A 22,446-nucleotide genomic window follows, 5' to 3' on the forward strand; every position below is an offset into this window, starting at 1 on the left:
TGCAAGCAATGTTGCTATTTTGGCCAAGGGGTCTGGCCCTGTGCGCAATGATCATCGCGCTGTCTGGTGAATTTGCATCTGCGCAATCGTCCGTGATGACCAAACAATACGAACAGGGCGGCATATACGAAGGCCCGTTTCGCGATGGCAAACAACATGGCAAGGGGCGCTATACCTTGCCCAATGGTTACGAATATTTTGGCGATTGGGTGGATGGTGTGATCACGGGCAAAGGTGTTGCCAAATTCCCCAATGGTTCGGTTTACGAGGGCGATTTTGTCGATGGCAAACCCCATGGCACGGGCACGATCACATTCGCCGATAGCGGCACATATTCCGGACAATGGCAAAACGGCAAAATGTCGGGACAAGGCACCGTGCGATATGCATCGGGCGGGGTTTATGCGGGCGGTTTTCGCGACGCAAAGCACCACGGCAACGGCACATTCGTATCAACCACAGGATACCGATACGAGGGCGCATGGGTGGATGGCGCCAAAACGGGCATGGCGCGCGTCACCTATACCGACAAGAGCAGCTATGAAGGTGAGATGTTAAACGGATTGCGCCACGGCCAAGGTGCCTTGGTTGCTGCATCGGGTTTGAAATACGATGGCGCGTGGGAAAAGGGCGAAATCACTGGGCTTGGCCGTATGATCGAACCTGATGGCACAATTTACGAGGGGCGATTGGAAAAAGGCCGACGTCATGGCAAGGGTAAATTGTGGCTAACGGACGGGAGCATTTATGACGGCGATTTCGTTGATCATAAACAAACCGGCCGTGCCCATTTCAAACGCGAAGACGGATTTGAATATATCGGTGATTGGGTCGATGGCCAAATCGTTGGGCAAGGCCGCGCACAATATTTAAACGGATCGGTATATGAGGGCAGCTTTGCCAAAGGTGTGCCAAATGGCCAAGGTACGTTAACCTATGCCGATGGCGGCACCTATAGCGGCAGCTGGATCAACGGTGCCGCCGTGGGCAAGGGCAGCGTGACATTTGCAAATGGCGCAACATATCAGGGTGAAACCCAAAGTGGATTGCACCACGGATTGGGCACAATCACCTATGCCGATGGGCATGTTTACACGGGCCAATGGGTCAAAGGATTAAAACACGGCAAAGGACGCTCGGTGTTCACCGATGGGTCAATTTTTGAAGGCGACTTTGCCAATGGGTTGCGCCATGGACAGGGCATTTTGCACCTGAACGGCGGGTTCCAATATGACGGTGAATGGCAGGATGATCAGATCCAAGGGCAAGGCATCGCAATTTATGCCAATGGTGATGAATATGATGGCGCATTCAAACGGGGCAAGCGCGATGGCAAGGGGCGCATGGTTTATCACGATGGCACCACCTTTTATGGCTATTGGAAAGACGGGAAAGAGGATTCCGCCCTGCCTGATCCGTTCCAATTTATCGGGAGCATGGACGCCGCCGCCGCATCGCAAAATTCAGGCATTTCAATGTTTCCAGATGGCGTCGAAGGCGTGCCGCGCGTGGTGCAGTCAACGCCAAGCATCGACGTTGATCCCCAGTTGGTGACACCACTATCAGGCATCGCACTGGATGCGCCCGCGCCGGTGATTGATGAACAATAGCGCAACAATTTAGCGGTTAAACAGGTTCCACATCCACCGCGCCGTAAATATCGGCCAGCGATCCGCCAGATTTAAGGGTGTCCAAAATCGCCTCTTCCTTGTGCAATACCTCCTGTGCGGAGGCAAGGCATGTTTCAACCTGTGCCAATGGCACAACGGTCACAACATCGGCGTCACCCAAGATCAAATCACCTGCATTGATCGCAACACCACCCACGGACACAGGGCCATCAATATAACCTGCGGGGTATTTACGTGGGCCACGAGGGCAGATGGCGCGGGCAAACATTGGCAATCCTGCTTCGATGATTTCATCGCTGTCGCGCACAGCACCGTCAATGACCAATCCAGCGACCCCGCGTTCGCGTGCATATAATGTCATCAACCCGCCAAATACGGCAGTGCTCTCGTATCCTTGGGCGTTGACCACGATCACCTGCCCTGCATCACACAGACCAATTGCCGCGCGGATGGCGGAATTGTCGCCTACGGGGCATTCGGCGGTGCGGGCTTGGGCACAAATCCGCATGCTGCGCGCAAGCGGTTTGATCGCGCCTTGCATGGTTTGCCCCCGCGCCAAACAATCAGACGCCACCGCCGATGGAATATCGGCATATGCCTTGAGCGTGGCGGCAGGAATGGTTTTAAAATTTACGGGGTATTGTTTGACGGACATCATGGCACCTGTTGTTGTTTGATGTCACCCTATGTTTGCAGGCCGCGACAAACAACGCAAAACGCCCCGCGCCCAGATCACACGGGGTGTAATCTGATCACGAGGGTCGCATATTGCGTAGAGCATAATGCAGTAATGATATGACGGCGCCGCCAAATGCGGGTTTTGCCAGACAGGGGTGAAAACCCTGCACCTTGGATGGTTTCCCATCGTGTTTCGCGATTTTGGTGATTCATTTATGGCTGCCATGCCAATGATGAACCCTGTAACCACTTTGTGTCGACACCACGGTTATACATGCAGAATAATTTCAATCCCGTAACCCTTGCGAACGCTGGTACATTTTTACGCTTTCATTCGAAACGAATCTGCGTATAAATGCGGCCATGACGAAAAACGCACATAGCATCGAATTGAACAGCTCTTTGGGGCTGAATTCTGCTGCGTTACTCCTACTTAGCCGCCTCTGAGCGTGTCGGGAACGGCGCGTGCGCTCAGGGGAGTATCATTCGCGCCATAACCCGAAAATGCTAAGTTAAAACAAGAGAATCCAAAATGACTGATATTTCCAAACAAGACCGCGTCTTGATTTTTGACACAACGTTGCGCGATGGCGAACAAAGCCCGGGCGCCACCATGAGCCATAACGAAAAGCTGGAAATCGCCACGCTGTTGGACGACATGGGTGTCGATATCATCGAAGCAGGCTTTCCCATCGCATCAGAGGGCGATTTCAAGGCCGTCAGCGAAATCGCACAGCGTTCGAAAAATTCCGTAATCTGCGGATTGTCGCGCGCTGTTTTCAAAGACATTGATCGCTGTTGGGAGGCCGTGAAACACGCAGCCCAACCGCGCATTCACACATTTATCGGCACATCGCCACAACACCGCGCCATCCCTGATTTGACCAAAGAACAGATGATCGAGCGCATCCACGAAACGGTCACACATGCGCGAAACCTGTGCGATAACATCCAATGGTCGCCCATGGATGCCACCCGCACAGAAGATGATTATCTGTGCCAAACCGTGGAAACCGCGATCAAAGCGGGTGCGACCACGATCAATATCCCCGACACGGTTGGATATACCGCACCACGCGAATCTGCCGATATTATCCGCATGTTGTTGGAACGTGTGCCAGGGGCAGATGAAATCATCTTTGCCACGCATTGTCACAATGATCTGGGCATGGCGACAGCAAATGCATTGGCCGCCGTCGAGGGTGGCGCGCGCCAAATTGAATGCACAATCAATGGTTTGGGCGAACGTGCGGGCAACACCGCATTGGAAGAGGTGGTGATGGCATTGCGCGTGCGCAACGATATCATGCCCTATCAAACCCGCATTGATACCACCAAAATCATGAACCTGTCGCGCCGCGTCGCCACGGTTTCTGGTTTTCAGGTGCAATATAACAAGGCGATTGTGGGCAAAAACGCATTCGCACATGAAAGCGGCATCCATCAGGATGGCATGTTGAAATCCGCTGATACATTCGAAATCATGCGCCCCGAAGACGTTGGCCTGTCTGAAACCAATATCGTCATGGGCAAACATTCGGGCCGTGCAGCGTTGCGTTCAAAATTGGCTGATCTGGGTTATGAATTGGCAGACAATCAGTTGAAAGACGTCTTTGTGCGGTTCAAAGAATTGGCGGATCGCAAAAAAGAGGTCTACGACGAAGATTTGTTGGCCTTGGTCAATGATGAGGGCACAAATGCCGCGAACGATCATATTCAGGTGAAATCGTTGCAAGTGATCTGTGGCACATCTGAGCCGCAAACCGCCGATCTGACGTTAAAAATTGGCGAGAGCGAACATCAATACAAGGCCACGGGTGATGGCCCTGTGGATGCCACGTTCAATGCAGTGAAACATCTGTTCCCACATGGCGCACATCTGCAATTGTACCAAGTACACGCGGTGACCGAGGGCACAGATGCCCAAGCAACCGTGACCGTGCGCATGGAAGAAAACGGAAAAATCGTGACAGGCCAATCGGCGGATACCGATACCGTTGTCGCCAGCGCGAAGGCCTATGTGAATGCGTTGAATAAACTGTTGGTACGGCGCGAAAAATCCGCACCAGAGTCGGCGGCCTGATCCCGCCAGTGATACAATTTAAAAGGGTGCCATGCGAATTGGCGCTCTTTTTTTGGTCAATATTCCGATTGATCGGCGAATTTGCGCTAAAAACAATCAAAAGGCCAATAAAATCCATTTACATGCCCTTTACGTCAGCCAGATCAACGCCCTATAACATCACGAAGATTCAATAGGCGCGTATATTGAACGCGCACAAAAGGAAATGCGGATGCTTGGGCAACTGACAAGTTTATTTTCGGCGGATATGGCGATTGATTTGGGTACAGCCAACACATTGGTTTACGTCAAAGGTAAAGGGATTGTTTTAAACGAACCCTCGGTTGTTGCGTATAGTATCAAAGACGGGCGCAAACAGGTTTTGGCCGTTGGCGAAGATGCCAAATTGATGCTGGGCCGCACACCTGGTTCCATCGAGGCCATTCGCCCGATGCGCGATGGTGTGATTGCCGATTTTGACGTGGCCGAAGAAATGATCAAACATTTCATTCGCAAGGTGCACAAACGCTCGCGCCTGTCAAAACCACGTGTAATTGTCTGTGTGCCCCACGGTGCGACACCTGTGGAAAAACGCGCCATTCGCCAATCTGTGCTGTCTGCGGGTGCGCGCAAGGCGGGTTTGATCGCCGAACCGATTGCCGCCGCAATTGGTGCAGGCATGCCGATCACCGATCCCACGGGCAACATGGTTGTCGATATTGGTGGTGGTACGACCGAGGTGGCCGTTTTGTCATTGGGTGACATTGTTTATGCATCATCTGTGCGCGTCGGCGGTGATCGCATGGATGAAGCGTTGATTTCATATCTGCGCCGTCAACAAAACCTGTTGGTGGGTGTTGCCACGGCAGAACGCATAAAAACCGAAATCGGCACCGCACGGATGCCTGACGATGGCAAAGGGCGTTCAATCACCATTCGCGGGCGCGATTTGTTAAATGGCGTTCCCAAAGAAATCGAAATCAATCAAGCCCATGTCGCCGATGCATTGGCCGAGCCTGTGCAACAAATTTGCGAGGCGGTGATGACCGCGTTGGAATCAACCCCGCCAGATTTGGCCGCCGATATCGTTGATCGCGGTGTGATGCTAACCGGTGGTGGTGCATTGCTGGGTGAATTGGATTTGGCATTGCGCGAACAAACGGGTCTGTCCATTTCCGTGGCCGAAGAAAGCCTCAACTGTGTGGCGCTGGGAACTGGCAAAGCATTGGAATTTGAAAAACAACTGGCGCATGTCATTGATTTTGACAGTTAAGTTGTTTTGCATCCTTGCGATACATTGGCTAAGCTGAGCAGCACAATCAAATCATCAGCGCAAGAGGATCACACTTGGCGCATAGGAATGACCAATCGGTAAATTTTGGCCGCACGCTGGGGCGGATCGGATTTGGCTTGTTTTTGGTTCTGCTCTTGGCGGTATTTTTGGTGTGGCGCATTGATAATTCACGCGCCGAACGGTTTCGCAGCGCCGTGATCGACAAGGTCGTGCCCAATATGGATTGGGCGATGACCCCGATTACCAAGGCCACGCAAATGGCCGAAGATTTCCAATCTTATGAACGTATTTACCAACAAAACCAAGAATTGCGCCGCCAGTTGCAACAAATGAAAGCGTGGCGCGAGGCGGCATTGCAATTGGAACAGGAAAACGCGCGCCTGTTGGATTTGAACAATGTGAAATTGAACCCACGCCGCACCTATTTGTCGGGTGAATTGATCACCGATTCAGGCAGCCCCTTTCGCCAATCATCCATCATCAATATTGGGCGGCGTGATGGCGTAAAAGAAGGCTGGGCGGCGATGGATGGGCTGGGGCTTGTTGGGCATATCGCGGGTTTGGGTGAAAATACCGCGCGGGTTATTTTTGTGACCGATACGGCCAGCAATATTCCCGTCATCATCAAGCCATCCGATCAAAAGGCGATTTTGACTGGCGACAATACATTGTTGCCCCAATTGCAATTCATCGAAAGCATCAATCAGGTGAAACCGGGGGATCGTGTATTCACATCGGGCGATGGCGGCGTGTTCCCATCGGGATTGTTGGTAGGACAAGTGGCGCTGGGTGCGGATGGGATTTTGCGCACCAAATTATCCGCCGATTACCGCCGTTTGAAATTCTTGCGCATCATCCGCCACACACCCGCAACACCGATTGCAGAACCCGACCGTTTGATCGGCCCTGTCTTGCCCGTACCCAAACCCACCGAAGTGATCCCCCCTGAGGAAACCGCCGATGGACGAGGTTAACCCATATAAATCACTGCGTAATCGCGCGATTTATTTTGGCGTTTGCATGGCCTTAATATTTTTGCGTCTGATCCCGCTGGATTTAGAACCCAATAAAATTGGCATGCCCGATTTTATGTTATGCATCACCACTGCGATTGTCATTCGCAAGGCAACAATCGCCCCTTATGTATTGGTAGGGGTGGTGTTTTTGATCGCTGATATCATGTTAAGCCGCCCATTGGGGCTGGGTGCATTAATCGCGGTGATTGGCATTGAAATTGTGCGCAACAATCGGTTCAGCTTTCGCGAAATGTTTTTCCTGTCAGAATGGTTTTTGATGGCGATATTATTCGCGTTTATGGCATTTGCTCAACAGGTGGCATTATCCTTGGTCTTGGCGGATCGCTTGCCGGTGCACAGTGTTTTGATCCAACTGGCGACAACAATTGCTTGTTACCCGATCGTGGTTTTCGTAATCTCGCAGATGTTACGCATCAGCAAACCCGCACCCGGTGAATTTAACGCATTTGGGCATAAATTATGATGGAATTTGACCACAAAGGTGACGTTAAACGCAGCCGTCTGTCGCGCCGCGCATTAATGCTGGGTGGCATTCAGGCATCTGTTGCGGCTGTGATCGGGTGGCGGATGCATCAGTTGGGTGTGAAAGAAGGCGATCAATATCGCCTTTTGGCCGAAGAAAATCGTATTAATATCCAACTGCTCCCGCCTGCGCGAGGGTTGATTTATGATCGTGATGGCGATTTGTTGACCATCAATGATCGTGTTTATGCCATTGAAATGGTGCGCGAACAATCGCGCGACCCTGAATTGATCCTTAATCGTTTGGCGCAGCTTTTGCCTCTAACACAAGAAGATATCGACAAGGCCTTGGCCGATATGAAAAAGCGGCGTGCATTTGTGCCCGTGACCGTTGCCACCGGTTTGGAATGGGAACATATCGCCGCCGTATCCGCCAATGCACCCGCCCTGCCCGGTGTGACACCAGTGTTGGGTTTGAACCGCCAATACCCTAAAGGCCCAGAGTTTAGCCATATCGTGGGTTACGTTGGATCGGTTAGCGATTACGATTTGAACGAAACAGATGACCATGATCCGCTGTTGCGTATCCCACGTTTTAAAATTGGCAAAACGGGGATCGAGGCCACATTGGAAAAACCCCTGCGCGGTGAAGCGGGGATTAAACGGATCGAGGTCAATTCTTTGGGCCGCGTGATCCGCGAGCTAGATCGCAAAGAGGGCGCATCGGGCGTTGATATTCAACTGACCGTTGGGCAGGAATTACAGACCTATACCCTGAACCGATTAAAGGGTCACAGCGCATCCGCCGTGGTGATGGATGTAACCAACGGTGATATTTTGGCGCTGGCATCGGGCCCCACGTTTGATTCCAATAAATTCCTCAAACCCATTTCACAGGCCGATTGGAAAGAAATGAACGATCCCCATTACCGCCCCTTGGTGAACAAGGCCGTGGCGGGGACATATCCACCCGGATCAACATTCAAAATGGTCGTCGCCCTTGCAGGGTTAGAAGCGGGATTAATCGATTCAAGCGAAGAGGTATATTGCCCCGGCCATATGGAAGTGGCCAATCGCAAGTTTCATTGCTGGAAACGCGGTGGGCATGGTCATGTGCATTTGCGCGAAGCATTGCGTTATTCTTGTGATGTGTATTTTTACGATCTCGCACTGCGCGTGGGCATCGAAAAAATCACCCAAATGGCGCATAAACTGGGATTGGGCGAACGCCCCAATATTCAATTGCCATCCATCAAAGAAGGTTTAATGCCGACCAAAGATTGGAAACGCAAGGTTAAGAAAAAAGACTGGGTTCTGGGCGATTCCATCAATGCGGGCATTGGTCAGGGTTTTGTTTTGGCATCACCCTTGCAATTGGCGGTAATGACGGCGCGCATTGCATCGGGGATGAAAATCGAACCGCGTCTGATCAATCTTTATAATAACGAGGTGTATCCAACCCGTGGTCTGGAACCGCTGGATATCAACCCAAATCATCTGGCCATTATTCGCAGCGGCATGTCAGAGGTTTCAAACCACCGCCGTGGCACGGCATATGGTGCGCGATTAAAACCGGAACAAGGCGGGCCAATGGCTGGCAAAACCGGAACCAGCCAAGTACGCCAAATCACCGCCGCCGAACGGCGCAAAGGTGTGGTGCGCAACGAAGATTTACCATGGAACCGGCGCGATCACGCATTGTTCGTCGCCTTTGCCCCCGTCCAAAATCCGCGTTATGCGATATCGGTTGTGGTTGAACATGGCGGCGGCGGGTCGGCGGTGGCCGCACCGATTGCACGCGATATCATGGCGCGCACGATCAAGCTGGGCGACAAGGGTTACGGCAATTTGCCAAACAACCGCACGCGCGAACAAACATGAGCTATCTTGAACGCAACCTAAAATCCACACCGCGTGGATTGGGCAAGGTTTTATATTTCCACTGGCCGCTGGCGATATTGATCGCAACGATTTCAGGCGTTGGTTTTTTGATGCTTTATTCCGTGGCGGGGGGGAATATCCTCGCGTGGGCACAGCCACAGATGTATCGCTTTGTGGTGGGGTTTGTGATGATGTTTATCATTGCGATGATCCCGATTGTGTTTTGGCAACGCATGGCAATATTTGCCTATCTATTTGCAATCGCGCTGTTGTTGGTTGTGGAATTTTTCGGCGATGTTGGCGGGGGTGCACAGCGCTGGATTGATCTGGGCTTTATTCGATTACAACCCTCTGAATTGATGAAAATCGCGCTCGTGATGGTTTTGGCCAGCTATTACGATTGGTTAGATGAATCACAAGTGTCCAAGCCGCAATGGTTATTGTTACCCCTTGCACTTATCGTGATCCCAACCGCGTTGGTTTTGAAACAACCCGATTTGGGCACGGCGATGTTGTTGGTTGCGGGTGGTGGCGTAGTGATTTTCGCAGCGGGCGTAAGCCTTTGGTATTTTGCCGCATTGCTTGCATCATTGGTGGGGCTGGTGGCGGCGGTGTTTTATACACGCGGCACCGAATTTGAATTGCTGAATGATTATCAATATCGGCGCATTGAAACATTCCTTGATCCATCCATTTCACCCTATGCCGATGGGTATCACATCACGCAATCCAAAATTTCGCTCGGCTCTGGTGGCTATGCAGGGCGTGGATTTATGGAAGGCACGCAAAGCCGTGGTAATTTCCTGCCTGAAAAACACACCGATTTTATCTTTGCCACATTGGGCGAAGAATTTGGTTTTCTGGGGGGGATTACGTTGTTGGGCATGTATATGTTGATCATTGCCTTTTGCATGATTTCCGCCATGCGCAATAAAAACCGATTTGCGTCATTGTTAACCATTGGCATTGCCGCGACATTCTTTTTCTACTTTTCGGTCAATATGTTGATGGTCATGGGCTTTGCCCCTGTGGTTGGTGTGCCATTGCCGCTTGTGTCTTATGGTGGGTCTGCCATGATGGTGTTGCTCGGGGCGTTCGGGTTGATTCAAAGTGCACATATTCACAGGCCAAGATAATGACCAAAATTCTTTATGCAGGTAATCCAGACGAATGGGATGAATATCGCATTCAAATGCAAACAGCATTGCGCAATGCGGGGCTAAATATGTTGATTAGCAATCAATATGAAGATCCCAAAAATGTGGAATATATGCTCTATGCGCCCAATGGGCCGGTACAGGATTTAACCCCGTTCACCAATTTGAAATTGGTGCAATCCCTTTGGGCGGGGGTCGAGGTGCCGCTGGCCAATGAAACCATAACACAGCCTTTGGCCCGGATGGTTGATATTGGCATGTCTATTGGCATGTCTGATTATGTAATGGGGCAAGTGTTACGCCATCATTTGCGCACCGACAAATTTAGCCATGCAGAGATTGGCGATTGGGATATGTCGCCACCGCCCCTATCCATTGATCGCACGGTTGCGTTTTTGGGGTTGGGCGCATTGGGCACTTATTGCGCACAAAAGGTTGCCGATTACGGTTTTCGCACCATCGGGTGGAGCCGTTCATTAAAATCCATCGATACCATTGCCAGTTTTTCAGGTGATGATGGGTTGCAAACCGTGTTGGAACAGGCCGATATTATCGTGCTGTTATTGCCAAATACGCCCCACACCACAAATATTATCAATGCCGATTTGATCGCACGTATGAAAGACGGCGTTGCCATTATCAACCCGGGTCGCGGCCCACTGATTGATGATGATGCTTTGCTCGCGGCCTTGGACAGCGGCAAGGTTTCAGGTGCTACGTTGGATGTATTTCGCACCGAACCCTTGCCCGTGGATCATCGGTATTGGACACATCCCAATGTTCTGGTCACACCACATGTGGCATCCAGCACACGTATTGATAGCGCATCAAAAATCGTGGTTGAAAACATTCGTCGCGGCGAACATGGCGAAGCGTTTTTGCATCTGGTTGATCGCAGCGCTGGGTATTAACGCAGCTTGGGCGGTTTGTCGGGGTTACGCCCCGGTGCACTGGGTTGAAACGGTTCGGCCATGATTGGTTCGGGCAGGTCAAAACGCAGCGCAACCTTGGCCAATGCCGCACATATCGGATCTGATTTTTTCAAGAAAATCACATCAAGTGATCCCGCCTCGATCCCGCTAAATGTTAATGCCTCTGATACGGCGCGTGCGATGGAATCTTGGGCGTCGGGCAAGGCATCAATAATTGCCAATGCATGGGCGCGTTCGCCGCTTTCATATTCAAATTCCGCCAGATAGGCCGATGTGGCCAAACCCTGCATCGTGGCCAATTTCGTATCAATGGATGTGATCAAAATTTCAGGCACATTGACAGGGGCATTGGCGGCGGTGGGTTTACCCTCGCCCGTTTGCAATTCCTTGGACACCGTATCACAGAGCCAATCAACCGCATCCGCAGGTAATAACATTGATGATGGTGCAACCATCAAATTGACGCCCAGCCCAATCCCCTGACCGCGCAGCATTTGCGCCACGATCCGCCCTGAAATGGCGACATAGGGTGTGATGCCTTCGCTAAATTCGACCATGCGTTCCTCGCGATCAAAGACCAGCGCAAAACGCCCACCATCGACATCGAAAATCACTGGGGAAATTTTATCGCCCTCTGGTTCGCGTTCCAGCACCAGAAACATTTCGCTATCGGCCAAGCGTTCGTAAAATTGCAGCCGCGCCGTGCTGTCATCTGGGGAGGCTTCCATTGCGGCGTGGGCGGTATCAAGTGGCGTCATGTCAATTCCTGTGCAACCCGTTGGCGCAGATATGGCAACAGGTCGGTTTCAAACCAAGGGTTTTTCTTGATCCACGAGGTATTGCGCCACGACGGATGGGGCAAGGGAATAATGGATGGCGCATGGTCGCGCCATGCCATCACCGTATCCGTTACATTGGTGGATTTCAGATGATATTTTTGGGCATAGCCCCCAATCAGCAGGGTTAAATTCACCTGCGCCATTTCATCCATCGCACGCGCGCGCCACGTTTTGGCACAGATCGCGGGGGGCGGTAAATCCGACCCTGCTGCGCTATAGCCTGGAAAACAAAACCCCATTGGCAGGATAGCAAATTTGGTATCGTCATAAAACGTGGTTTCATTCACGCCCAGCCAATCACGTAGCCGATCCCCCGATGGATCGGTGAACGGACGACCCGATTCATGCACCCGTGCCCCTGGTGCCTGACCTGCGATCAAGATACGTGCGGTTTTGGACATCACCACCACAGGGCGCGGTGTATGGGCCGTTTTGGTTTTGGCAAAACGATCGGCGCAAATGGTGCAAGCGCGGATTTCGGATAACAGCTGTTTCATAAGCGTCGTTTAACATATTTTCATAATTGTCGAAATAAAACTTGATTCATTTCTATATTTCTATAAATATCGAAATATGAAACATTTTGATGATACAACGCTCACCCTGACCCAAGCCGCCAGCGCATTTGCGGCCCTTGGTTCTGAACAACGTCTGATGATCCTGCAAACGCTGGTGCGTGCGGGGCCTGATGGGTTGTCGATGGGTGCATTGGGGGAACGTACCGATGTAACGGGGTCCACCCTGACGCATCATCTGAAATTTCTGACGGCGGCGGGGCTTGTGGAACAGGCCAAGCGCGGGCGCAGCATTGTTTGCGCCGCTGTTGCCTATGACATGATCAACGAATTATCGGAATATTTGCTGCGCAATTGTTGCGCCGATGCGGATTGCCACCACACAGATAGCGAGCACAGACATGGCTGAACATATTCATTCACACGCGCCAAAAAGCGGGATTTTCAATCGGATTGATGGTGCATGGGTTGCGTTTTTTGCCATCCTTGGCGCATTGGCGATTTTTGCGCCAGTGGATTTGATCCCGTCCATTAAATCAATGCTGGGGAACCTGAGCAGCACCGCGCCATTCATATTCTTTGCCGTATTCTTAATCGCATTTCTGCGTGCCACAGGGGCCGAGGCGATTGTTGGCAAAGCATTCCAAGGCAACCCTGTTCGCATGGTTATATTGGCCGCAATGGTTGGCGGGCTTGCCCCGTTTTGTAGCTGTGAAGTCATCCCGTTTATTGCGGCATTATTGGCCATGGGCACACCATTGGCCGCTGTGATGGCGTTTTGGCTGGCATCCCCCATCATGGACCCACCGATGTTTGTGATTACATCCAGCGCGCTTGGCATTGATTTTGCCATCGCCAAAACCATTGCAGGGGTTGGCATGGGCATGTTTGGCGGGTTCGTTGTGATGGCATTGTCGAAATCCACCCTATTCGCCGATCCGTTGCGCAACAGTTATAAATCCAGTTGCGGCTGTGGCGGCAGTGATCCGTTCAATGGCGAGGTGACTTGGGCATTTTGGCGCGATGGCGCGCGCCTGAAAACATTCCGCGACACCGCGATTGAAAACGCAGCATTCCTGTTCAAATGGCTGGCATTGGCATATCTGGTAGAGGCGGTGATGATCCGCTTTGTCCCTGCCGATTGGATTGCGGGGGTGTTGGGCGGCGAAGGTTTGCAACCCATCCTGTTGGGCACATTGCTGGGTGCGCCGGCCTATTTAAACGGATATGCCGCCGTGCCATTGATCAGCGGGTTGTTGGAACAGGGCATGAGCCAAGGTGCGGCGATGTCATTTATGATCGCAGGTTCGGTATCCTGTATCCCCGCCGCGATTGCGGTTTGGGCCTTGGTCAAACCCAAGGTGTTCGTTGCATATGTCACGTTTGGTTTCATCGGGGCATTCAGCGCAGGCATGATTTGGTCTGCGCTGAATACGATTAGCTGACGTAAATCACCAAAAGCGCAAAGCCAAGCAAGAGCGCGATGTTTAAAACCATCGCGCCTGTTGGCCAACTGGCGGCGCGGCTTCCGTCTGGGCCGTGAGAATGATGCAGCGCCTTGATAATTTTCACGGCGGATGAATTGATAAAACCAGTCACCCCATGGAAAATCGCAGAAACCACAATCGCCAGATACCCAATCAAACTTGGCAACCATTTGCGATAGGTCACATCAAAATCCAAATTCACAGATTTTAGCTCTGGCGGATAGATTTTGGTGCGCATCAACACAGTGAACGCCAATGCGGATGCAAACAACAATTGCAATTGTGTAATCACGTGGGTGGTTGTGTAAGCCTCGTAATCAACGGGATATGGCAACAGATCATAAAGCGGTTTTGGAAACACACCGACATAGATACAAACAAATGATGCCAGACCCATCGCGATCAACATATGCATTGGTGCCTCTTTCGGGCGCTTGCCGCTGTCATGAGCAAAGAATGCGAAATACGGGATTTTGATGCCGGAATGGTGAAACACACCCGCAGAGGCAAATAACAAAATACCCCACACAACATAGTAATGTTCATGGGATGCCGCCGACAGGATCAGCGATTTCGCAACAAACCCTGAAAACAGTGGGAATGCGGAAATGCTGGCCGCGCCGATGACACAGAAAATCATCGTCAATGGCATCGTTTTATACAGGCCACCCAATTCGGAACCTTTCGCCGTGCCAGTGCGGAACAACACCGCGCCGACAGACATGAACAACAATGCCTTATAAAGGATATGCGCAAATGCATGCGCGGCTGTGCCGTTTAGCGCCAATTCGGTGCCAACACCAATCCCCACAACCATGAACCCCAATTGGTTGTTCAAGCTATAGGCCAATACGCGTCGTAGATCATTTTCGATCACCGCATAAAAAATCGGGAACAGCGTCATAATCGCGCCGATATAAATCAAAAGCTCGGTGCCCGGGAACGTCCGCGCCAAGGCATAAACCGCCAATTTGGTGGTAAAGGCAGACAAGAAAACCGTGCCCGTAACGGTCGCCGCAGGATAGGCATCTTGGAGCCAGTTATGCAGCAACGGAAACGCACATTTGATGCCGAAGCTAAGGAATATCAACCAAAGTGCGATGTCACCAATGGATGAAATGCTCATCGGCAAGGTCATTTTATCAAAGGCGATTGAACCACTGGCGTGATAATGCATCGCAACGCCTGCAATCAAAATAACGCCTGAACCAATTTGGATAATCAAATAGCGCATGCCGGTGTGATACGCACCCTCTGTGCCACGCGCCCAAATCAGGAATACGGATGCGATTGCTGTGCCTTCCCAGAAAAAGAACAGCGAAATCATATCGCCCACAAACACCGCCCCAATGGCGGAACCTGCATAAAGCAATGCAGATGTTTGCTGCACCCAGTCGCGCAGATGCCAAGCATAGATCAGCCCGATAAAGGCCGCCAATGAAAACACCAGTCCGAAAATGCGGGACAATTTATCAACCCGCATCAATTCCAGATCAAAGCCGAAAAATGCCATCTGTGCATGTTCGCCGATGGGCGCATTCCAGATGATCCACGCCCCGATCAACGGGATCAACAATGAATATGCCGAGCGCAAATTCCCCGCCTTGATAAACGGCAGGATCAGCGCACCAATCAGATAGATAACAAAGGGTGGCAAGACATCAAACATCGTGAGACTCCCGATCTAGATCATGTTCGGGAAATTCTTCTGATTCCACATCGTAAGGTGCATAATAGGTTTCATCGCGCATCAAAACCTTGCGCATTGCCTTGGCACAGATCACCAAAAGCGCGCACATCACAAAGCCATAGATCGCATAAAAGCCCGGGATTTTTTCCACGGTGGTATAGACCTTTTTGTAATAGAAAAAGTCCAGCACCACCAAAAAGGCGCACAGCCCATACAACGCATAGCAAATGCGATCGACGTTGCGCGGATTATCCACGAACATCAACCAACGGCCCAATGCGGGGTATGATTGTGGATCGTCTTTGTGATTAGCCATGATGGACTCCTATTGGCCAATAATTGGGAGAAGGAAGGATTGCAAAGCCCCGCCATAAAAGAACAGCACAAAACAGCCCAACGCCGTCAACGCCGGTGGCAACCAGACCAGCACAGGACCCTCGTATCGTTTTGTCGGGGCGCCATCATCAAGCGGGCGGAAAAATCCGCGCCCGACAATGGGCAAAAGATAGGCCACGTTTAACAGGCTGGAGGCCATCAAAACCCCGATGATGATCAAATGCCCCGTGTCCGCAGCACCCAGCATCAACAAGAATTTTGGCCATGACCCACCCAATGGAGGCAGGCCAATAATGGACAAAGACCCGATCAGAAACGCACCAAATGTGATGGGCATCACACGGCCCAAACCTTGCATCTGGGAAATTTCGGTTTTGTGATAGGCGACGTAAATCGCACCTGCGCACATGAACAATGTAATCTTGCCCATTGCGTGCATCGCGATATGCATCCCACCACCCAGTGCACCCATGGATGTGGCAAGCGCCATGCCAAGGGTGATGTATGACAATTGTGAAACGGTGGAATAGGCCAGACGCTTTTTCAAATTATCCTGCGTCATCGCAACGACAGACGCGGCAATAATCGAATAGGCCGCCAACCACATCAACCATTCAGACGCACCCGTTTCGGCCAGAAAATCAATCCCAAAAATATAGATGCCAACCTTGAGCATGGTGAAAACACCCGCTTTCACCACCGCAACCGCATGCAACAATGCAGATACGGGCGTGGGGGCAACCATGGCGGCGGGCAACCATTTGTGAAACGGCATCAAGGCCGCCTTACCAATGCCAAAGGCATAAAGGCCGAGCAATACGGGAACGACCCAGCCTGCAACTTTGCCCACCAGAATACCACCTTGGGTGAAATCAAGTGTGCCAGCCAATGCATATGTCCAGATCACGGCGGTCAATTGCAGCGCAATGGATGTACCGATTAGGATTGCAAGATATGTGCGCGCACCCTTGACCGCATCGGGCGTGCCTTTGTGGGCGACCAATGGGTATGTGGATACGGTGAGGATTTCATAAAACAGGAATAGCGTGAACATGTTGGATGAAAATGCGATTCCCATCACCGATGAAATCGCAATCGCAAAACAGGCAAAGAAACGCGCGTGATGTTTTTCATCATTCCCACGCATATAACCAACGCCATAAATATGGGTGATGATCCACAGACCCGATGCGATGATTGCAAACATCAAACCCAATGGTTCCACGTTAAACGCAATATCAATACCTGGGAAAACCTCGATCAAAGAAAATTCGGATGTGACGCTGTTGCCCTCATTAGCCAAAACCACCAGCACCGCGCCGAATGTCAAAACGGCGCATAAAAACGTAAACCCGTCACGCAGGTTTGGCATATTTTTAAATGCCATGTTCCCCGCCATTGCGGCCAATGGGATCAACATCGCCAAGATGATTGCGGTTGTTGTGTCAAAAATCATTGCGTTATTCCACCATCCCAAAAGAGCCGCTTAACAAAACCTCGGCTGCGGTGCTGGCCGCACCAAGGGGCAAATCGGTTGCCACGCCAAACCAGATACAGGCAATCGCCAAAATCCACATTGGGATAAGCATCGACATCGGGGCCTCTGCCATTTTGGTACCTTGTGCGGGTTCAGACAGGTATAACACCTCTATCGCGCGCCAAACGTACACCACCGCAAGCAGTGACGAGAGCACGATCAATATAGCGATAAACCACCAGCCGTTTTCAAATGCGGCTTGCACCAACATCCATTTCGACACGAAACCCGCGGTTCCAGGCACACCGATCAATGACAAGCCACCAATAACAATCGGTGCAACCGTCAATGGCATGACACGCCCCAACCCGTTGAGGTTATTGTAAAATGATGAACCGGTGCGCAAAACCAACGCACCCACACCCATGAACAAAACCGCCTTGGTGATGCCGTGGTTAAACATATGCACCATTGTTCCCGTCAAACCAGACAGGTTAAACATGGCGATACCCAGCAACATATATCCGATTTGCGCGATCGAGCTGTAGGCCAACATCCGTTTGAAATTCACCTGAAACACCGCAACAAATGACGCCGAGAACATCGCAATCAACGCCAGCGGCATGAACACAAGGAACATCACGTTCAACTCGAAAATAAATTCAGGATTATAAACCGAGAACAAAAAGCGCAGTAATACGTAAATCGCCATCTTGGTTGATGTCGCCGACAACAACACGGTGACGGCGGATGGCGCGAATGTATATGCCTTAGGCAGCCACAGATGAAGCGGATACATCGCAGCCTTTAATCCCATGCCGACAATGATAAAGGCAAAGCCCGCGCGAATGGTGCGATTTGTGCCCTCATTCGCGATACGATCCGCCAGATCCGCCATGTTCAATGTGCCCGTGGACATGAACAAAAAGCCAATCCCGATCACAAAGAACGTCGCCCCGATCGTGCCCATAATCAGGTAATCATAGGCCGCCGTAAGCGCACGTTTGTCACGCCCTGCCCCCTGTGCCACCAGCACATATGTTGAAAGGGATGAAATTTCCAAAAACACAAAGACGTTGAACGCATCGCCCGTGATTACAACGCCCATCAACCCTGTGTAACAGAGCATGAAACAGGCATAAAATAAGGTATGATCCTTAGCTTTAATTTCGTCTTTCACGCTTTCATACGCGAATGGCAATGTCAGCGTCGCAATCGCAGAAATAAGCAGCATCACCAATGCATTCGCTGCATCAACGCGATATTCAATGCCAAGTGGTGGTGCCCACCCCCCGAGTTGATAGCTGATGAAACCACCGCCATAAACCTGTGTTAACAGGACATAAGAAATCACCAACGAAATGACCGACGCCACAAAGGCCAGCAACCACGCCATATGGCGGTTGCCGATCAACACGATCAGTGGTGCAGTACAAAACGGCACCAGCACTTGTAAGATCGGCAATTGTTCGATTAACGTTTTTGCGTCATGTGGGGAAACTGTACCCGCCATTATGCCATACCACCCATTGCATCACCGTGTTCTTTGTTGTCAGCACTGGTGAGCTGTTGTTCAATTTTCACCAAATCATCGCTTTCGACCGTGTCAAATTCTTCGCGGATACGAATGATCAAAGCCAAACCAAGCGAGGTTGTTGCAACCCCAACCACAATCGCCGTTAGGATCAATACATGTGGCAACGGGTTGGAATAAACGATGCTGGGATCAATTTCCAAATAGCCTTTGCTGTTTGATGGAAAAATGGGTGCAGTGCCGCCCGTGATTTTACCAATCGAAATATAAAGCATGAAAACAGCCACCTGAAAAATATTCAGGCCGACAATTTTTTTCACCAAATTGCCGCTGGACACGACGATGTATAGCCCCGTCATCATCAACACGATGAACATCCAGTAATTCACATGCCCTGCGATAAAATCCCAATCCATCTTACCAATCCTCGTCCGAAATACGCGGCGCACGACCTGCGAATGCGTAATAAATCGCAACCATCACGCCCGTTACGGTGACACCAACGCCCAGTTCAACCGCCAAGATACCGTTATGTTGGCCATGGCTTGGGTGGCCCGGATCAAACGCACCGTAATCCAAGAATTCGTAACCCAACATCATCGCATAAATGCCCGTGCCTGCATAAATCAGAACACCAAGGGCAACGATTTTATGCACCAACCACGGCGGGAAAACGCGTTGCACGGCAACCAAACCGAACACGATGCCATACAGAATGAATGCAACGGCCATAATTACGCCCGCCTGAAATCCACCACCGGGTGAAAAATCCCCGTGAAATTGAACATAAAGCGCATAGAGAATGATTGTTCCTGCAAGTAGTTTTGTAACCACGCGCAGAATGAGATGATGGTGATGCATTAGATATCGCCCTCTTCTTCGTCATCGCGACGCCGCCGCGCCAAACTGCTGAGCAACAGCAAAACGCCAATCCCAGCGGCAAAAACCACAGCGGTTTCGCCCAGCGTGTCATAGCCACGATAGCTGGCCAAAATGGCGGTCACCACGTTTGGCACATCGATTTCTTCGATGCTACGTTCCAGATATTCAGGCGCCACATGCACCTGTGCAGGGGCATTTGGATCGCCAAAGTTTGGCATATCCAACGTGCCATAAATCAAGGCCGCACCTGTGACACAGACCACCAAAAACGGAATCGCATTTGATTGCGTTTGTGGCTTTGCATGACGCGCGGTTAGCGCCATCGTACCGAGCATCAACACTGTTGAAATGCCCGCGCCCACCGCGGCCTCTGTGAATGCCACATCAACCGCATCAAGCGTGACAAACAACAATGCGGTCAGCAAGCTAAACACGCTTGCGAGCATAATCACGGCAAACAGGCTAGTCATGCGCACGATGGCAAATGCCGTGCTGATCAGCATTGCAAAGAGGATAAAGTTGATAATTGTCTCGGTCATAATCACCCCTTATCCGTCTTTTTGTTGCCCGTCGGTTTCAATCCAGAAACGAATGCCGCATTGGCAACCGCATGGGTGGCGGTGGGACCTGTGATAAACAAGAAAACGCCGATCAGGATCAATTTCACCGTGATCAGACCAAGCCCCGCTTGCACACACATGCCCGCGAGCAACAAAATCATCCCACCTGAATCGGTGACGGATGCGGCGTGAAGGCGTGACCAAAAATCAGGAAAACGCAAACTGCCCAGCGCCCCGATGATCGAGAAAAAGCTGCCTGACAGGATCAAAATCCAGCTGATGATTTCCAAAACTGTTGTCATTTTTTCGCACCATTTCGTTGATGCATATCGCCAATCGCGCGATAGCGGAAAAATTTAAGAATGGCGATGGTGCCAACAAAGTTGATCAACGCATACAACAGCGCAATATCCAAAAAGTCGGGACGCCCGTTCAAAAACCCCAATACGCCGATGAACAACACCGTATGCGTACCAAACGAATTGCTCGCCAACACGCGATCATACAATGTTGGCCCCGCGTAAAGACGGATCAACACCAAAACCATTGCAATAAACAATGCAATTGCAGCAACCAGAAACATTATTTCACCGCCTCTGTTTTTGTAACACGCGCATCCATATCCCCAATCGCAACGGGATCATCATCGCTATATTGCAATGCATGGACGAGGAAACTGTTTTCATTCACCTCTACGGTGATGGTGCCAGGTGTTAACGTGATTGAATTGGCAAAAATAGTTTGCCCCAGATCCGTGGATTGGGTGAAGGGCACATCAAACATATGTTGATTTATCGGCATCGCAGGTGACAAAATCGTCTTTGTAACCGCCCAATTGGATTTGGCGATTTCCACCAAAAGCCACAGCAAATATTTCACCATTTGAAAGGGCTTGAGACGTATCGTCATGGTTTCGGCATCCGCCGCTTGATCCATGCGACGCATCACATAAACCGCAAAAACAGAGGAGAAAAAGCCCAACCAAACGACCAATGGTTTATAGATACCCGACATCAATAACCACAGAGCAAACAATGTAATGATAGTTAATATTGCGCGCACATTATCCCTCGTTTTTGTCTTTTTTTTCAACATATCTGATTTCCCAAAAAGGTAAAAGCCGATTCCATAATTCCTACGACAATTCGACACATCACGACCATATTTCACCACTAAATACTGTTTGCGCATCAATGGGATCGGCGATTATCCCACGTTACATAACGAAAACGTAAACAATATTGCCGATTAGGAATTAACTATTAGATGAATTGCTGTATGAAACAGATGATCGAATTTGGGACAAGTGAATGATCGAGTTTAAAAATGTCAGCAAGTCTTTCTGGACTGGCACGCAACGAAAGGTGATCCTTGATCAGGCTTCGTTTCGCGTGGAGTTGGGGCAGAGCATTGGCATTTTGGCCCCTAATGGCACGGGTAAAACCACGCTGATCAATATGATGTGTGGGCTGGAAAAACCCGACGAAGGCGAAATTATCCGATCATCACGCATTTCTTTTCCGCTGGGTTTTATGGGTGGGATCAACAGCAAACATAGTGCGGTTGAAAACTGTCGTTACATTGCGCGGTTATATGGGTTGGACCCTGATTATACCGAAGCATTCTGTCGCTATATCTGTGATCTGAAAGAATATTTTGATATGCCGCTGTCCACCTATTCATCGGGGATGCGCAATCGGTTTTCGCTTGCATTGCTTTTGTCGTTGGAATTTGACATTTATTTGATCGACGAAGGCATGCCAAACACAACGGACCCAGAATTCAATCGCAAGGCAGGAACTGTATTGCGTGATCGCTTGGAAAAAGGAACGGTTGTAATCGTCTCCCATCAGGCAAATGTGATCGAGAAATTCTGTAAAACCGCGGCCGTTTTACGTGATGGCAAGTTATTAATGTTTAACAGCCTAGAAGAGGCCAAGGCCGTTTATGACTATTCCAAACAAGGTATCTTTGACGCGAATGTCAGTTAGA

Annotated in this window: 25 protein-coding genes; 11 read left to right on the forward strand and 14 right to left on the reverse strand. The window is 50.6% G+C overall.

Features of this window, described 5'->3' with window-relative positions:
* Positions 1–8: 8 nt before the first annotated feature.
* Positions 9–1,610: an MORN repeat-containing protein gene (locus tag BFP76_RS03150; protein WP_165775647.1), complete on the forward strand. Its 1,602-nt coding sequence runs from the start codon at positions 9–11 to the stop codon at positions 1,608–1,610.
* Between the two features lie 16 nt (positions 1,611–1,626).
* Here BFP76_RS03150 and BFP76_RS03155 read toward each other — a convergent pair whose 3' ends face one another.
* On the reverse strand, positions 1,627–2,286 hold the full coding sequence (locus BFP76_RS03155) for an RraA family protein (protein WP_205661361.1): 660 nt from the start codon (positions 2,284–2,286) through the stop codon (positions 1,627–1,629).
* 77 nt (positions 2,287–2,363) lie between these two features.
* A complete protein-coding gene (locus tag BFP76_RS14615) occupies positions 2,364–2,522 on the reverse strand; it encodes a hypothetical protein (RefSeq protein WP_165775648.1) in 159 nt (52 codons plus the stop codon).
* A gap of 319 nt (positions 2,523–2,841) precedes the next feature.
* Between BFP76_RS14615 and BFP76_RS03160 the strand changes: the two genes are divergently transcribed.
* From BFP76_RS03160 to BFP76_RS03190, 7 genes are all read left to right on the forward strand, one after another.
* Entirely contained in the window at positions 2,842–4,392 is a 1,551-nt protein-coding gene (locus tag BFP76_RS03160; RefSeq protein WP_099591724.1) for a 2-isopropylmalate synthase, read from the forward strand.
* A gap of 211 nt (positions 4,393–4,603) precedes the next feature.
* Positions 4,604–5,644, forward strand: coding sequence for a rod shape-determining protein (locus BFP76_RS03165; RefSeq protein ID WP_165775649.1), 1,041 nt, complete (start codon positions 4,604–4,606; stop codon positions 5,642–5,644).
* A 74-nt stretch (positions 5,645–5,718) separates the two neighbouring features.
* Positions 5,719–6,639 carry a rod shape-determining protein MreC gene (gene mreC / locus BFP76_RS03170; protein ID WP_099591726.1) on the forward strand — a complete coding sequence of 307 codons (921 nt, stop codon included), beginning with the start codon at positions 5,719–5,721 and terminating at the stop codon, positions 6,637–6,639.
* The gene (locus BFP76_RS03175; RefSeq protein WP_099591727.1) at positions 6,626–7,165 is read left to right on the forward strand and encodes a hypothetical protein; all 540 of its coding nucleotides are present in this window, start codon (positions 6,626–6,628) and stop codon (positions 7,163–7,165) included. Before mreC ends, BFP76_RS03175 begins: the two co-directional genes overlap by 14 nt.
* Complete coding sequence (gene mrdA / locus BFP76_RS03180) at positions 7,162–9,045, forward strand: penicillin-binding protein 2 (RefSeq protein ID WP_240513968.1); 1,884 nt, start codon at positions 7,162–7,164, stop codon at positions 9,043–9,045. Before BFP76_RS03175 ends, mrdA begins: the two co-directional genes overlap by 4 nt.
* Positions 9,042–10,181 (forward strand): rod shape-determining protein RodA, encoded by a 1,140-nt coding sequence (rodA, locus tag BFP76_RS03185; protein WP_099591728.1) that lies wholly within the window; start codon positions 9,042–9,044, stop codon positions 10,179–10,181. The genes mrdA and rodA overlap by 4 nt, the downstream gene beginning before the upstream one ends.
* Positions 10,181–11,113: a 2-hydroxyacid dehydrogenase gene (locus BFP76_RS03190; protein ID WP_099591729.1), complete on the forward strand. Its 933-nt coding sequence runs from the start codon at positions 10,181–10,183 to the stop codon at positions 11,111–11,113. Before rodA ends, BFP76_RS03190 begins: the two co-directional genes overlap by 1 nt.
* On the opposite strand, the gene BFP76_RS03195 is transcribed toward BFP76_RS03190, so the two are convergent.
* Together BFP76_RS03195 and BFP76_RS03200 are read right to left on the reverse strand one after the other, a co-directional pair.
* The gene (locus BFP76_RS03195) at positions 11,110–11,892 is read right to left on the reverse strand and encodes an SseB family protein (RefSeq protein WP_099591730.1); all 783 of its coding nucleotides are present in this window, start codon (positions 11,890–11,892) and stop codon (positions 11,110–11,112) included. The genes BFP76_RS03190 and BFP76_RS03195 overlap by 4 nt on opposite strands.
* On the reverse strand, positions 11,889–12,470 hold the full coding sequence (locus BFP76_RS03200) for a uracil-DNA glycosylase family protein (protein WP_099591731.1): 582 nt from the start codon (positions 12,468–12,470) through the stop codon (positions 11,889–11,891). Before BFP76_RS03200 ends, BFP76_RS03195 begins: the two co-directional genes overlap by 4 nt.
* Positions 12,471–12,546: 76 nt before the next feature.
* On the opposite strand from BFP76_RS03200, the gene BFP76_RS03205 reads away from it, so the two are divergent.
* Together BFP76_RS03205 and BFP76_RS03210 are read left to right on the forward strand one after the other, a co-directional pair.
* The gene (locus tag BFP76_RS03205) at positions 12,547–12,897 is read left to right on the forward strand and encodes an ArsR/SmtB family transcription factor (RefSeq protein ID WP_099591732.1); all 351 of its coding nucleotides are present in this window, start codon (positions 12,547–12,549) and stop codon (positions 12,895–12,897) included.
* On the forward strand, positions 12,890–13,933 hold the full coding sequence (locus BFP76_RS03210; protein ID WP_099591733.1) for a permease: 1,044 nt from the start codon (positions 12,890–12,892) through the stop codon (positions 13,931–13,933). The genes BFP76_RS03205 and BFP76_RS03210 overlap by 8 nt, the downstream gene beginning before the upstream one ends.
* Here the strand turns inward: BFP76_RS03210 and BFP76_RS03215 are convergent.
* From BFP76_RS03215 to BFP76_RS03260, 10 genes are read right to left on the reverse strand one after another with little or no spacing between them, the layout of a single operon-like run.
* Positions 13,926–15,644, reverse strand: coding sequence for a Na(+)/H(+) antiporter subunit D (locus tag BFP76_RS03215; RefSeq protein WP_099591734.1), 1,719 nt, complete (start codon positions 15,642–15,644; stop codon positions 13,926–13,928). The genes BFP76_RS03210 and BFP76_RS03215 overlap by 8 nt on opposite strands.
* Positions 15,637–15,981 carry a hypothetical protein gene (locus tag BFP76_RS03220; protein ID WP_205661363.1) on the reverse strand — a complete coding sequence of 115 codons (345 nt, stop codon included), beginning with the start codon at positions 15,979–15,981 and terminating at the stop codon, positions 15,637–15,639. Before BFP76_RS03220 ends, BFP76_RS03215 begins: the two co-directional genes overlap by 8 nt.
* A 9-nt stretch (positions 15,982–15,990) precedes the next feature.
* Positions 15,991–17,457: a monovalent cation/H+ antiporter subunit D family protein gene (locus BFP76_RS03225; protein WP_099591735.1), complete on the reverse strand. Its 1,467-nt coding sequence runs from the start codon at positions 17,455–17,457 to the stop codon at positions 15,991–15,993.
* A 4-nt stretch (positions 17,458–17,461) separates the two neighbouring features.
* Positions 17,462–18,991, reverse strand: coding sequence for a monovalent cation/H+ antiporter subunit D family protein (locus BFP76_RS03230; RefSeq protein WP_099591736.1), 1,530 nt, complete (start codon positions 18,989–18,991; stop codon positions 17,462–17,464).
* Complete coding sequence (locus BFP76_RS03235; RefSeq protein WP_165775650.1) at positions 18,991–19,428, reverse strand: cation:proton antiporter subunit C; 438 nt, start codon at positions 19,426–19,428, stop codon at positions 18,991–18,993. The genes BFP76_RS03230 and BFP76_RS03235 overlap by 1 nt, the downstream gene beginning before the upstream one ends.
* Before the next feature lies 1 nt (position 19,429).
* The gene (locus BFP76_RS03240; RefSeq protein ID WP_099591737.1) at positions 19,430–19,873 is read right to left on the reverse strand and encodes a Na(+)/H(+) antiporter subunit B; all 444 of its coding nucleotides are present in this window, start codon (positions 19,871–19,873) and stop codon (positions 19,430–19,432) included.
* Positions 19,873–20,433: a DUF4040 domain-containing protein gene (locus BFP76_RS03245; protein WP_099591738.1), complete on the reverse strand. Its 561-nt coding sequence runs from the start codon at positions 20,431–20,433 to the stop codon at positions 19,873–19,875. Before BFP76_RS03245 ends, BFP76_RS03240 begins: the two co-directional genes overlap by 1 nt.
* 2 nt (positions 20,434–20,435) lie before the next feature.
* The gene (gene mnhG / locus BFP76_RS03250) at positions 20,436–20,756 is read right to left on the reverse strand and encodes a monovalent cation/H(+) antiporter subunit G (protein ID WP_099591739.1); all 321 of its coding nucleotides are present in this window, start codon (positions 20,754–20,756) and stop codon (positions 20,436–20,438) included.
* Positions 20,753–21,037 (reverse strand): MrpF/PhaF family protein, encoded by a 285-nt coding sequence (locus tag BFP76_RS03255; protein WP_099591740.1) that lies wholly within the window; start codon positions 21,035–21,037, stop codon positions 20,753–20,755. The genes mnhG and BFP76_RS03255 overlap by 4 nt, the downstream gene beginning before the upstream one ends.
* On the reverse strand, positions 21,037–21,516 hold the full coding sequence (locus BFP76_RS03260) for a Na+/H+ antiporter subunit E (protein ID WP_240513969.1): 480 nt from the start codon (positions 21,514–21,516) through the stop codon (positions 21,037–21,039). The genes BFP76_RS03255 and BFP76_RS03260 overlap by 1 nt, the downstream gene beginning before the upstream one ends.
* A gap of 248 nt (positions 21,517–21,764) precedes the next feature.
* On the opposite strand from BFP76_RS03260, the gene BFP76_RS03265 reads away from it, so the two are divergent.
* The gene (locus BFP76_RS03265) at positions 21,765–22,445 is read left to right on the forward strand and encodes an ABC transporter ATP-binding protein (protein ID WP_099591742.1); all 681 of its coding nucleotides are present in this window, start codon (positions 21,765–21,767) and stop codon (positions 22,443–22,445) included.
* Position 22,446 lies beyond the last annotated feature (1 nt).

The sequence above is a fragment of the Paramylibacter kogurei genome (assembly GCF_002742285.1).
GTDB classification, from domain to species: domain Bacteria; phylum Pseudomonadota; class Alphaproteobacteria; order Rhodobacterales; family Rhodobacteraceae; genus Amylibacter; species Amylibacter kogurei.